This is a genomic window from Serratia sp. Je.1.23.a (assembly GCF_051129805.1).
In the GTDB taxonomy this organism is placed as follows: domain Bacteria; phylum Pseudomonadota; class Gammaproteobacteria; order Enterobacterales; family Enterobacteriaceae; genus Serratia; species Serratia liquefaciens.
Map to the genome: position 1 here is coordinate 887,995 of NZ_JBCPSR010000001.1, position 13,524 is coordinate 901,518.

The window sequence follows — 13,524 nt, forward strand, 5'->3', positions numbered from 1 at the left end:
GTCCTCTACAGGCCCTTTTACAGCGGTATACCGCTGATACGTTGACGGAACTGGGCATAACGCCCCTGCTGACGCATCAGGCTGAGGTGATCGCCTTGCTCAACGATGCGTCCACCGTCCATCACGCAAATTCGGTCAAGGTGTTCCAACCCATACAGGCGGTGGGTCACCAGGATCAGCGTTTTTCCCTGGCAATGTCGGCGCAGCAGCGCCAGGATCTGCTGTTCAGTTTCGGCGTCCAGACCTTCGGTCGGCTCATCGAGCAACAACAGCGGCGCCTGATGCAGCAATGCGCGAGCAATACCCAGACGGCGTTGCTCGCCGCCGGAAAGCTGTCGGCCACCGTCTCCCAGCCAGGCGTTGAGCCCTTCGTTTTCCAGCAGCTTGTCCAAACCGACCTGCTGCAACACTTCGCGCAATTGTTCGTCGGTTGCCGTTGGGGCGGCGATGCGCAAGTTTTCGCGCAGCGTATCGCTAAAGATGTGCACTCGCTGACTGACGACGGTGGTCATCTGACGCAGCGTGGTTTCATCGTAAGCGGCCAAGGGATGGCCGTTGAGCCGCATCTGTCCGCTGTCGGCGTTCCAGGCGCGGGTGAGCAACTGCAGCAGGGTCGATTTACCGCACCCGGTGCGGCCGAGCAATGCAATATGTTCACCGGCGGTAATCTCCAGCGTGACGTCCTGCAACACCGGCTGCGGCTGGCCGGGATAGGTAAAGGTAACCTGTTGCAGACTTAGCATGGCACCCTTTTCGGCAGTTGGGCCATCGGCAGGGAAGGTCACTTCCGGTTGTCGATCGATGACCTGCTTCACCCGCGTGGCGGAAGCTATCACCTGTCCCAGATGCTGGAAGGCGCCGGCTACCGGCATCAAGGCTTCAAACGAAGCCAGGGCGGCAAACACGAACAACGCAATCAGCGCGCCGGGTTGGCTGTCGCCACCGATACCGGCAGCGGTGAGCCACAACATCAACGTCACGGTCAGGCCGCTGGCCAGGATCATCAAAGCCTGTGCCATGCCGCCCAACGAAGCTTGCTGCCACTGACGGCGCTGCCACTGTTTTTCAGTGGCATCCAGAGCCGCGCGGAAGTGATCCACGGCACCGAATACCACCAGCTCAGCCTGGCCTTGAAGCCAGGCGGTCAGATCGGTACGGTACTGGCCGCGCAGGGCGGTCAACTGGCCGCCAATCGGCTTGCCGGCACCATAAAATACCGGCGGCACCAGCAGCAACAGCAACAGCAGGATACCGCCCAGCGTCAGGGCCAGTGAAACGTCCAGCCAGCTCAGGCCGTAAGTCACCACGACAATCACCACGGCGGCGCTGACCAGCGGTGAAATTACCCGCAGATACAGATGATCCAGCGTATCGACATCCGCCACCAGTCGATTCAGCAGATCGGCCTGGCGGAAGCGGGCAATGCCTCCCGGCGACAGCGGCAGGATCTTTTTAAAGGTGAAGACCCGCAGATGAGACAGCACGCGGAAGGTGGCGTCGTGGCTGACGACCCGTTCGGCATAGCGCCCGGCGGTGCGGAAAATGGCGGCACCACGCACGCCGGCCGCCGGCAGCATGTAGTTGAAGGTAAACAGGCCGGCCAGCCCGGCCAGGGCGGAGGCGGCGAGGAACCAACCGGACAGCGCCAGCAGGCCGATACTGGCCAGTAGCGTAATGATGGCCAGCAGAATGCCCAGACAAATCAGCAGGCTGTGGCGACGGTACAGCGCCAGGAACGGCAGCAAAACGCGCATGATTATAGATCCCCGCGGCGGTGAGCGATCAGGTTGGCAAACAGGCCCGGTTGGGCGCTCAGCGTGGCGTAATCACCTTGCTGGACGATGTGTCCGCCTTCCATTACCCAAATCTGGTCGTAATCTTCGGTATCTTCCAACTGGTGAGTCACCAGCAGCGTGGTTTGTTGATGCGAAGCCGCATTCAGCGCCTGCATGACTTGCCGCTCGCTGTGGGCGTCGAGACTTGCGGCCGGTTCATCCAACAGCAACAAACGGCGCGGGCTGATTAACGCTCGAGCGACTGCCACACGTTGCGCTTGCCCGACGGACAGGCGCGCGGCGTTATCGCCGACTTCGGTATCCAGACCCAGCGGCAGATACGGTAGGATCTCGCCGACATAGGCGTCCTCCACGGCCTGTTGCAGTTGGGCTTCGCTGGCCTGCGGATTGCCCAACAGTATGTTGGCACGCAGCGTTTGCGCCGGTAGATGCGGATTTTGTCCTACCCAGCCGAGTTGCTGGCGCCAGCCTTCGGCGGCCAGTTCGCGCAGTTCGATACCATTAATGCGCAGCGAACCGCGATAGGGTAAAAACCCGAGCAGCAGGTTCAGCAACGAACTTTTCCCGGCACCACTTAACCCGACCAACGCAATGCGCTGGTTGGCGGGCAGAGTGAAGCTCAGCGGCCCGGCCAGCAGCACGCCATTGGGCGACAGGATCTCCAGATCCTGTGCTTGCAGCTCAAGCGGCGCATTGGCATCCAGGATTTGTGTGCCATTGCCCATTTGTTCGCCCTCGGCGCTGAGAAAGGTTTCCAGCGCTTCGGCGGCACCCACGGCTTGCGCCTTGGCGTGGTAGAAAGTCCCCAGGTCGCGCAACGGCTGGAAGAACTCCGGTGACAGGATCAGCACCAGGAAGCCGGCAAACAGCGTGACGCCGGTGCCATAACTGCCGAAATTAAGTTCGCCAAGGAACGAGAAGCCAAAATAGACCGCCACCACGGCGATAGAAATGGAGGCAAAGAACTCCAGCACCGCCGATGACAGGAAAGCCAGACGGAGCACCTCCATGGTGCGGCTACGGAAGTCTTCAGAAGATTTGGCAATCTGCTCGGTTTCCGCCTGCGCCCGATTGAATAAGCGCAGCGTGTCTAACCCACGCAGGCGGTCGAGGAAGTTACCACTCAGGCGTGCCAGCGCCACGAAGTTGCGTCGGTTGGCATCGGCGGCACCCATACCGACCAGCGCCATAAACATGGGGATCAGCGGCGCGGTGGTCAACAGAATCAGACCGGCGGCCCAGTTGATCGGGAATACGGTGATCAGGATCAGCAGCGGGATAAACACCGCCAGATACATCTGCGGTAAATAACGGGAATAGTAGTCCTGCATATCCTCGATCTGTTCGACGATGATGCTGGCCCAAGTGCCGGCCGGTTTTCCCTGGATCCAGGCGGGGCCGAGTTGTTGCAGTTTATCCAGCACCTGCTGACGCATGCGCTGGCGGATCACTTGTCCGCAGATAAAGCCGACGCGTTCACGCAGCCAACTCAGCACGGCCCGCAGTGCAAAGGTGGCAGCCAACCAGATAAACGACGGAATCAACTGTTCACGTGGCGCCTGTTCGATAATCAGGGCGTGGAGCAGGGCGGCCAACAGCCATGCCTGAGCGACAATAAGCATGCCGCTGATTAGCCCCAACAACATGGAAAGGCGCAACCAACGCTGCGCCAGGGTGCTCTGAGTTTTGAGCCAACGGGTTAATTGCTGCTGTCTGGTTTTTTTCATCAGATATGAGTCTGCGTCGCCGGTGCCTATTGTTACAGGCAAGGTTAACGTACTGTTAAAAAAAGTGTTTGCCCCAACCTGAAGCGAACAAGTGAAGGTCAATGTTACCTCTTCACCCGGCAGACTGAAAATAATAAAGCGGTCAAATATCGCTATAACAGACCGCGGCAGCAGGATTAGGGCACCGCTTGACTGGCTGCTTCCGCCGCCAGGGCGGTTTGCACGGATCTGCGCTGGCTAATCAGCGACATATAACGGGTTATCGATGGCCAGTATTTTAGGTCGATGGAAAACTGATCCATCCAGCGCAGTACGGTAAACAGATAGGCATCCGCGACGCTGAAAGTTTCTCCCAGTAGAAACGCCGGTTCGTCCAGCGTCTGAGCAACAAAATCGAGGCGGCGTTGCAGCTTGTCGCGAAACAGCGTTTTGACCTCTTCCGGCAGGGTTGAGTTGAACAGCGGGCTGGATCCCGCGTGGATCTCGCAGGTAATGAAGTTCAGCCACTCCTGCAAGCGCACCCGTTCGAAGGTCGAGTTTGGTGGGGCCAGCCCGGCCTCAGGGCGCATATCCGCCAGATACTGCACGATGGCAGTGCCTTCGGTGATCACCTGTCCGTCGTCCAGCATCAGCGCGGCGACGTAACCTTTGGGATTAACCCGATAAAAGTCTCCGCCGTCGGCGCTGCGCTTGGTGCGGTTATTGACGCGGATCAGTTCGAACGGCAAATCCAATTCCCGCAGCACGATATGTGGCGAGAGGGAGCAGGTATCGGGCGCAAAATAGAGTTTCATCGACATATTCCTGAGGCAAAAAGCGACATCGCTTGGCCGTCAGAATGCCGTCGGCGCCGCCGGCAGAAAAATTAGAATCTCAGAAACCCGGTATCAGCTCAGCTACTGACGGGCAACGGCAAATGATCCTGTAGAAAGTGCAACAGAGTTTGCACTGGCGCGGAGCTTGCACCGGCGAATGAACAAACCAGGCCAAAATGGCGATAAAGTGGCGCGCTCAGCGGCAGGGCGCAAATGCCTGGCGTATCGGCCGGTATCACCGATGCGGGCACCAGCGATACGCCGATCCCTTCACGTACCAGCGTCAGCGCGGTGTTCCAGTCACTGACGGTAACGCGGACATCCGTCAGCGCCAAACCTGCCTGCTGCGCCAGCAACTGAGCATTGAGCTGGCAACCTCCGGTAGCCAAGACAAACGGCTGTTTGACCAGTTCATTGAAATCTATCGGCTGGCGGTTTCTGGCAAGCTTATGAGCAGTTGCCGTCACGGCAAGCCACAGGTCTTTTCCCAGCGGGTGGCTTTGCCGTTCCGGTTTCGGATTCAACACTATGCCCACGTCGGCAGCTTCCAATGCCAGCCAGTTTTCGACCTCCAGATCGGTACCTTCCAACTGCACCAGTTCAATGGCGGGAAAGCGGCGGTGAAATTTGCGTAGCAACGGGGGTAACAACAGCGCAAATGCCGAAGGGAAACTGGCCAGGCGTATTTTGCCGGCGTGCGAGCTTTGCGCCTGCTGCGCGCAGTGTTGGATTGCATTGAGTTCGGCCAGCATGGTGCGGGCATGGCTGACAATCTGTTCACCACTTTGCGTTAGCGCAACGCTGTGCGGCAGCCGAACCAACAACGGAGTGTTCAACGCCTCTTCCAACTGAGCGATAGCCTGACTGGCGCCAGACTGTGTCATGCCGCATTGACTTGCCGCCAGGGTGATCTTGCCGCTGTCGGCTATGGCAACCAACAGACGCCAGTGGAGAAGATTCTGCATCGAAGACCCGCCTGATGGTGTTTGAGATACAAAAAAAGCGGCTAATAAATAGCCGCTTTTCAGGATGACAGTCTGTGCCGTTACAGAACTTCTGCGTCGGCAATACCGTCCAGATAACGCTCTGCATCCAGCGCAGCCATACAACCGGTCCCGGCGGAAGTGATCGCCTGGCGGTAGATGTGGTCCATCACGTCGCCAGCGGCGAATACGCCCGGAATGGTGGTTTGGGTGGCATTGCCGTGAATGCCGGACTGCACCTTGATATAGCCGTTTTCCAGCTCCAACTGGCCACCGAAAATGCTGGTGTTCGGGCTGTGGCCGATGGCGATAAATACGCCGGCCAGCGCCAGTTCACGCGTTTCATTTTCCGCTTTAGTGCTGCGAATGCGTACGCCGGTAACGCCCATTTCGTCACCCAGAACTTCGTCCAGAGTGTGGTCGGTGTGCAGCACGATATTGCCGTTTTTCACTTTCTCCATCAGCCGGTTGATCAGGATCTTCTCTGAACGGAAGCTGTCGCGACGGTGGATCAGGTGAACTTCGGCCGCGATATTGGACAGATACAGCGCTTCTTCTACCGCCGTATTACCACCGCCTACAACGGCGACTTTCTGATTACGGTAGAAGAAACCGTCGCAGGTAGCGCAGGCGGAAACGCCTTTGCCTTTGAAGGCTTCTTCTGTCGGCAGGCCAAGATAGCGGGCTGATGCGCCGGTGGCGATAATCAGCGCATCACAGGTGTATTCGCCACTGTCGCCAAACAGACGGAATGGACGGTTCTGCAGATCAACGCTGGTGATATGGTCAAACACGATCTCGGTCTGGAATTTTTCTGCATGCTCACGCATACGATCCATCAGCGCCGGACCAGTCAGGTCTTCGGCATCACCCGGCCAGTTTTCCACTTCGGTAGTGGTGGTCAGCTGACCCCCTTGTTCCATACCGGTAATCAGCACCGGGCTCAGGTTGGCGCGCGCTGCGTAAACCGCGGCGGTGTAGCCAGCCGGGCCGGAGCCCAGAATCAATAATTTGCTGTGTTTAGCCGTGCCCATGAATAACCTCTTTTCCCACAATGGCGGACAATGGATTCGATTGTAGGGAAAATGCGGCATTAAAAAAAGCGTCAGGGGATGTTGTTAACGATTTGTTTGATAGTCATTGCCTATTAATTATTGTTTTGCTGCTTAAGCGAGCGCAAAACGCAGCAATTTAACTTATGGAAGCCGCTTGCGGGCGTTTGGTACTCAAACGGCCGGAAACAGCACATCAAGCGGGTTTAAGTGCCTTGCCCACGGCGTTTTTAAGCCAGCGATTCATAACTAAAAACGGGGTGCTAACTTTTCATGACGGTACGTTCTTCTGATTTTGCTTCTTTTACTTTGACAATCCGCTGCGCATTTGCGAAAACATCATAGGAAGAAGAAATTATCCTCCCACCTGCAGTAAATCGTACGTATTTGCGGCGTTGGCGCAGGATTTTGCGCCGTTGCCGGATCTGCGTGCGGCAGGGGAGGAACATCGCGCAAGCGGATGGCACCTTTCTTCTTGCTTAAAACACCTTGTGCAGAGTTTGACAGACAGGCTGCACAGCGGTGAATGATGGTAGTGAAGCATATGACAGGCATCGGGTCTTCGCTTGGAACGAGCCCTTACACATTGACGTTGGCTAGGGTGTGGCAAGTGCAGGGAAGAAAATAAGAGAGACAATAATAATGGCAGACAATAAGAAACGCCCGGGTAAAGATCTCGATCGTATCGACCGCAACATCCTCAACGAACTGCAAAAGGATGGGCGTATTTCGAACGTTGAACTTTCGAAGCGCGTGGGGTTATCCCCAACCCCATGTTTAGAACGCGTGCGCCGCCTCGAGCGCCAGGGTTTTATTCATGGTTATACCGCGTTGCTCAACCCGCATTATCTGGATGCGTCCCTGTTGGTCTTCGTGGAAATCACGCTGAACCGCGGTGCGCCGGATGTGTTTGAGCAATTCAACTCAGCAGTTCAGAAGCTTGAAGAAATTCAGGAGTGTCATCTGGTGTCCGGTGATTTCGACTATCTGTTGAAAACCCGCGTGCCGGATATGTCCGCTTACCGTAAGTTGCTTGGCGAAACCTTGCTGCGTCTGCCGGGGGTTAACGACACCCGTACGTACGTGGTAATGGAAGAAGTGAAACAGAGCAACCGTCTGGTTATCAAAACACGGTAGGGTGCAGGTGCAAAACCTGATTAAATTGGTTACACTCCTGTTTATCCATACAGTTTCAGCGCCGGGGAAGCTTCTCGGCGCTGTTGCTATGTCAGCTAACAGGAACCTGGAGAGCCTTTCTTGAGCCAGGAATATACAGAAGATAAAGAAGTTACCTTGAGAAAACTCAGCAGCGGTCGCCGTTTGCTCGAAGCTGTGTTGATTGTGGTAGCCATATTTGCCATTTACCTCATGGCTGCCTTGGTCAGTTTCAATCCCTCTGACCCAAGCTGGTCGCAGACCGCGTGGCATGAGCCTATTCATAATCTGGGCGGTGGCGTCGGGGCCTGGTTGGCCGACACGCTGTTCTTCACCTTCGGGGTACTCGCCTATGCGATACCGCCGATCATGCTGGTGTTGTGCTGGGCGGCTTATCGTCAGCGCGGCAGCGGCGAATACATCGATTACTTTGCGCTTTCACTGCGCCTGATCGGCACATTGGCGCTGGTGCTCACTTCGTGTGGCCTGGCGGCACTGAACGTTGACGATCTCTATTACTTTGCCTCCGGCGGCGTTATCGGCAGTTTGCTGAGCAACGCCATGCTCCCCTGGTTCAACGGCATTGGCGCAACCTTGGCGCTGCTTTGCGTTTGGGCGGCGGGCCTTACGCTGTTTACCGGCTGGTCATGGCTGGTAATTGCCGAGAGGATCGGCGGCGTGGTGCTGGGGACGGCCACTTTTATGACCAACCGTTCGCGCCGTGACGATCGTTATCACGACGATGACGACCGTTATGTCGAAGATCAGCCAGAATCGGCAGAGAAAGGGGCAGCGCTTGCTGTGGCCTCGACGGCGGCTGCGGCCAACGCGGCGGAAGACGACGTCTTGTTCTCAGCGCCTTCGGTGACGGAAACCGCCAAAATTGCGGCGGAAGAGGCTGAGGATCCATTGCTCAGCGGCCTGCGGACGAATGACGACGAAGATGCCGATGTCGCGCCTGTCGCGCCAGCGGTGGCTCGTGAACCTGTTACCGCAGCCCCGGTTGTGGCGCAGGCGCCGTCGGTTACGGTAGCTCCAACGGCTCCGGCCTCGGTGAACCAGAGTCCGATGAGTACGCCAGCGGAAAACAGTGCTCCACCGCTGTATTCATTTGAAATTCCTGAAGAGACGCCGACGCCGAAGGTAACGCGTCTGGCCGATCCTTACCAGGACGATGACGAACCGCGTATGGGGAACTGGGACGCGCCGGCAGCACCACCGTCGCACGATCGTTCTCCGTTTGATTTCTCCGCCGCTCAACGCGATAGCGCTGACGTCAGTGCTCCGGCCGGTTTCAGTGCCGGTGAGCCTGCAGTGCCATCGTTCGGCAGCGTGAAACCTCAGGCGCAGGCTGCAGCAACGGCAGCTGCCGGCGCTGTTGCCGCCAATACCTTTATGCCGGCCTTTACGGCCACCAGCGACGCTAACTCGCAGGTCAAACAAGGCCTGGGGCCTGAGTTGCCGCGTCCGAATCCGGTGCGCATCCCAACCCGACGTGAACTGGCTTCTTACGGCATCAAGCTGCCTTCGCAGCGAATGGCCGAACAGGAACAGCGTAACCGTGGGGACGACGAGCCATTGCCGAATGCCAATGCTCTTCCGTCAGATCAAGACGATGAAGCTTTGCAGGAAGCGGCGCTGCGTCAGGCGTTTGCCGAGCAGCAAAACCAACGTTATGGCGAGGAGTACGCGCAGGATAACCAGGATGATGAGGCTGCTCTGCAAGAGGCCGAACTGCGTCAGGCGTTTGCCGAACAGCAGAATCAGCGCTATGGGCAGCAAGAGGCTGCGCCTTCGGTACAGCCAACTACGCCAGTAGATACTCGTAATGCGTTCGGCTTCTCGCCGATGGATGATTTGGTTGACGATGGCCCGGTTGAGCCACTGTTCACCCTGTCGCCACAGCTTGAAGATCGCATTGAGCAACAAAGCGAACGCGAGGATGATGTGCCTTTCGGCCAGTTTGAGCCAGCCGCGCCGGCTTATGCGCCGCCAACGCAACCTCAGACTCCGCCGGCGCAAGCTTATCAGCAACCGGCAGCGCAACAGCAACCACCGGCCTATCAGCAGCCTGTAGCGCAACCGGCGCCGACGGCCCCGCAGCAGCCGGCAATGGACAGCCTGATCCACCCGTTCCTGATGCGCAACGATATGCCGTTGCAAAAACCGACCACGCCTCTACCGACGCTTGATCTGCTGACCGAAGCGCCGAAAGAGGTTGAGCCGGTGGATTCCTTCGCGTTGGAACAGAAGGCGCGTTTGGTCGAAGCCAGCCTGGCCGATTATCGGGTAAAAGCCGACGTGGTAGACATTTTACCAGGCCCGGTCATTACCCGTTTTGAACTGGATCTGGCGCCGGGCGTTAAAGCAGCGCGTATTTCCAACCTGTCGCGTGACCTGGCGCGTTCACTGTCAACTTCCGCGGTGCGTGTGGTTGAAGTGATCCCCGGCAAGCCCTACGTCGGTCTGGAGTTGCCTAACGTTAAACGTCAGACGGTCTATCTTCGAGAAGTGCTGGATTGCCCGGCATTTCGCGATAATCCATCGCCGTTGGCGATCGTTCTGGGTAAAGACATCTCCGGCGAGCCGGTGGTGGCCGACTTGGCGAAAATGCCACACCTGCTGGTGGCGGGGACCACCGGTTCCGGTAAATCGGTTGGGGTCAATGCCATGATCCTGAGCATTCTGTATAAGGCCACGCCGAAAGAAGTGCGCTTTATCATGATTGACCCGAAAATGCTGGAGCTGTCGGTCTATGAAGGTATTCCGCACCTGCTGACGGACGTGGTTACCGACATGAAAGACGCCGCCAATGCCTTGCGTTGGTGCGTCGCCGAGATGGAGCGTCGCTACAAGCTGATGTCTGCGCTCGGCGTGCGTAACCTGGCAGGTTACAACGAACGTGTCGATCAGGCCGAGGCGATGGGACGTCCAATCCCGGATCCGTTCTGGAAACCGACCGACAGCATGGACATCACGCCGCCGGTTCTGGAGAAAGAGCCTTACATCGTGGTGATGGTCGACGAATTCGCTGACCTGATCATGACGGTTGGTAAAAAGGTTGAGGAGCTGATTGCTCGTCTGGCGCAGAAAGCGCGTGCGGCGGGTATCCACCTGGTGCTGGCAACACAGCGTCCTTCGGTGGATGTGATCACCGGCCTGATCAAGGCCAACATCCCGACCCGTATCGCCTTTACCGTGTCGAGCAAGATTGACTCGCGCACTATCCTCGATCAGGGCGGTGCTGAATCGCTGCTGGGGATGGGCGACATGTTGTATCTGGCCCCTAACTCCTCCATTCCGGTCCGTGTACATGGTGCATTTGTGCGCGATCAGGAAGTGCATGCGGTAGTTAAGGATTGGAAAGCGCGTGAGCGACCTCAATATAAAGAGGGTATCCTCAACGGCGGTGACGACGGTGAGGGTGGTGCTGGCGGCGGTCTGGAAGGTGATGAAGAGCTGGATCCGCTGTTTGACCAGGCGGTGGAGTTTGTGGTGGATAAACGCCGCGCCTCCATTTCCGGCGTACAGCGTCAGTTCCGTATCGGCTATAACCGCGCCGCGCGCATCATCGAACAGATGGAAGCGCAGGGCATCGTCAGCGAGCAGGGGCACAACGGCAACCGCGAGGTGCTGGCACCGCCACGGCATGACTGACGAAGCTTTAGTCGTTGTTATTTAATAATAAAGGGCCGCTTAGCGGCCCTTTAGACTGATGACAAACACCCGAAAAACGTGGTTTTCGGATGTTTGGGATAAACCTGAAGACATAATCCTTTGTTTTATTAGTGCATAAAACCTAACTTTTGAGTACAGAGGACTTTGTCAGCACTCTGAAGGGCCGCTTAGCGGCCCTTGTGCAAAGAAGCGTAAACCCTCGGCTTCTCAGAACATTGGCCTATCTGCCTGCGGATAGCTTCGGGTAGAGTAAGGGTGTTAAGGGTTAATTTGACCCGCACGGCACCGCCTTGCGGTAAACGCATTTCATAAGGTATCTGGAATAATGAAAAAACTGTTAGTTGCCTGTTGTCTGCTTTCGGGATTCGCTTCCACCTCTGTGCTGGCCGACGCTGCGCAGGATTTGCAAAGTCGCCTGGCGAAAGTGAACAGTTTCCACGCCAGCTTCGCCCAGACTGTGACCAGCAGCGATGGTGCTGCGGTACAGCAGGGGGAAGGTGAACTCTGGGTGAAACGTCCGAACCTGTTTAATTGGCATATGACCTCGCCGGACGAGAGCGTGCTGGTGTCGGATGGCCAAACCTTATGGTTCTACAATCCTTTTGTTGAGCAAGTCACCGCGACCTGGTTAAAAAATGCGACCGGCAATACGCCATTTATGCTGATTACCCGCAATAACGCCAACGACTGGAAACAGTACAACGTTAAACAGAAAGGCGATGATTTTGAGCTGACGCCAAAATCCAGCAGCGGTAACCTGAAGCAGTTCGCCATTACCGTGACCAACAGCGGCACCATCCGCAGTTTTGCTGCGGTTGAGCAGGATGGTCAGCGCAGTTCTTACGCGCTGAAAAGTCAGCAGAACGTTGCTGCTGATGCCAGCAAATTCAAATTTACCCCGCCGAAGGGGGTGACGCTGGACGACCAGCGCCAGTGAGGTCCGCGTGAGTAACATGTCGCTCGATTTTTCCCAGAATGAGTTCCAGCCATTGGCCGCGCGGATGCGGCCAACCACGCTGGCGCAATACATCGGCCAGCAACACCTGCTGGCTGCCGGTAAGCCTTTGCCGCGCGCCATCGAGGCGGGGCAACTGCATTCGATGATTCTGTGGGGGCCGCCCGGCACCGGGAAAACGACGCTGGCGGAGCTGATCGGCCGCTACGGCCAGGCGGACGTCGAGCGAATTTCCGCCGTGACATCGGGCATCAAAGAAATCCGTGAGGCGATTGAGCGGGCACGACAGAATCGTGACGCCGGTCGTCGCACCATTTTGTTTGTCGATGAGGTACACCGTTTCAACAAAAGCCAGCAGGATGCCTTTCTGCCGCACATTGAAGACGGCACCATTACCTTTATTGGCGCGACAACCGAAAACCCGTCCTTTGAGCTTAACTCGGCGCTGTTGTCCCGCGCCCGCGTGTATTTGCTGAAAGCGTTGACGGCAGAAGATATCAGCCAGGTGCTTGATCAGGCGATGCAGGACAACAGCCGGGGGTTTGGCGGCCAGAATATCGAGCTGCCGGAAGAGACCCGCCGCATGCTATCGGAACTGGTGGGCGGCGATGCGCGCCGGGCGTTGAACAGCCTGGAGATGATGGCGGACATGGCGGAGATCGACGCCAAAGGCATTCGCGTGCTGACGCCGGAATTACTGAAAGAAGTCTCCGGCGAACGCAGCGCGCGCTTCGACAATAAAGGCGATCGTTTTTACGATCTTATTTCGGCGCTGCATAAATCGGTGCGAGGTTCCGCCCCGGATGCTGCGCTGTACTGGTATGCGCGCATTATTACCGCCGGAGGCGATCCGCTGTATGTGGCACGCCGGCTGCTGGCCATTGCTTCGGAAGATGTCGGCAATGCCGATCCGCGCGGTATGCAGGTGGCGATCGCCGCCTGGGACTGCTTTACCCGCGTTGGTCCGGCCGAAGGTGAACGTGCGATTGCTCAAGCGATCGTTTACCTGGCCTGCGCGCCAAAAAGTAATGCCGTTTATACCGCCTTCAAAGCGGCGATGCGCGATGCTAAAGAGCGGGCGGATTATGATGTGCCCGAACATCTGCGCAATGCGCCAACCAAGCTGATGAAGGAAATGGGGCTGGGTGCAGAGTACCGTTACGCTCATGACGAACCCAATGCCTATGCCGCCGGTGAGGACTATTTCCCGGCCGAAATGGCCAGGACGCGTTACTATCATCCAACCGCACGCGGGCTGGAAGGTAAAATCGGCGAAAAGCTGGCATGGCTGGCTGAGCAGGATCAAAATAGCCAGACAAAACGCTACCGCTAGCGTTGCCGTTGCGGTAAGGTTAGCGGGTAC

General features: G+C 57.3%; 9 protein-coding genes. 4 read left to right on the forward strand and 5 right to left on the reverse strand.

Annotated elements, in window-relative coordinates; genetic code table 11:
* Positions 1-17: 17 nt before the first annotated feature.
* From cydC to trxB, 5 genes are all read right to left on the reverse strand, one after another.
* A complete protein-coding gene (gene cydC, locus AAZT04_RS04305; protein WP_434679069.1) occupies positions 18-1,754 on the reverse strand; it encodes a heme ABC transporter ATP-binding protein/permease CydC in 1,737 nt (578 codons plus the stop codon).
* Positions 1,755-1,756: 2 nt separating this feature from the next.
* Positions 1,757-3,523 carry a heme ABC transporter permease/ATP-binding protein CydD gene (cydD, locus tag AAZT04_RS04310; RefSeq protein ID WP_434679071.1) on the reverse strand — a complete coding sequence of 589 codons (1,767 nt, stop codon included), beginning with the start codon at positions 3,521-3,523 and terminating at the stop codon, positions 1,757-1,759.
* 176 nt (positions 3,524-3,699) lie between these two features.
* On the reverse strand, positions 3,700-4,317 hold the full coding sequence (gene gstA / locus AAZT04_RS04315; protein WP_434679073.1) for a glutathione transferase GstA: 618 nt from the start codon (positions 4,315-4,317) through the stop codon (positions 3,700-3,702).
* A gap of 98 nt (positions 4,318-4,415) precedes the next feature.
* Complete coding sequence (locus tag AAZT04_RS04320; RefSeq protein ID WP_434679075.1) at positions 4,416-5,303, reverse strand: LysR family transcriptional regulator; 888 nt, start codon at positions 5,301-5,303, stop codon at positions 4,416-4,418.
* Positions 5,304-5,383: 80 nt separating this feature from the next.
* Complete coding sequence (gene trxB, locus AAZT04_RS04325) at positions 5,384-6,355, reverse strand: thioredoxin-disulfide reductase (protein WP_197820466.1); 972 nt, start codon at positions 6,353-6,355, stop codon at positions 5,384-5,386.
* Positions 6,356-7,015: 660 nt separating this feature from the next.
* On the opposite strand from trxB, the gene lrp reads away from it, so the two are divergent.
* The 4 genes from lrp to AAZT04_RS04345 all read left to right on the forward strand — a co-directional run bounded on the left by lrp (position 7,016) and on the right by AAZT04_RS04345 (position 13,494).
* Positions 7,016-7,510: a leucine-responsive transcriptional regulator Lrp gene (gene lrp, locus AAZT04_RS04330; RefSeq protein WP_004928318.1), complete on the forward strand. Its 495-nt coding sequence runs from the start codon at positions 7,016-7,018 to the stop codon at positions 7,508-7,510.
* Positions 7,511-7,630: 120 nt separating this feature from the next.
* Positions 7,631-11,185: a DNA translocase FtsK 4TM domain-containing protein gene (locus AAZT04_RS04335; RefSeq protein WP_434679078.1), complete on the forward strand. Its 3,555-nt coding sequence runs from the start codon at positions 7,631-7,633 to the stop codon at positions 11,183-11,185.
* A gap of 346 nt (positions 11,186-11,531) precedes the next feature.
* Complete coding sequence (gene lolA, locus AAZT04_RS04340) at positions 11,532-12,143, forward strand: outer membrane lipoprotein chaperone LolA (protein WP_020826114.1); 612 nt, start codon at positions 11,532-11,534, stop codon at positions 12,141-12,143.
* A 7-nt stretch (positions 12,144-12,150) separates the two neighbouring features.
* Entirely contained in the window at positions 12,151-13,494 is a 1,344-nt protein-coding gene (locus AAZT04_RS04345; protein WP_258089917.1) for a replication-associated recombination protein A, read from the forward strand.
* Positions 13,495-13,524: the final 30 nt, after the last annotated feature.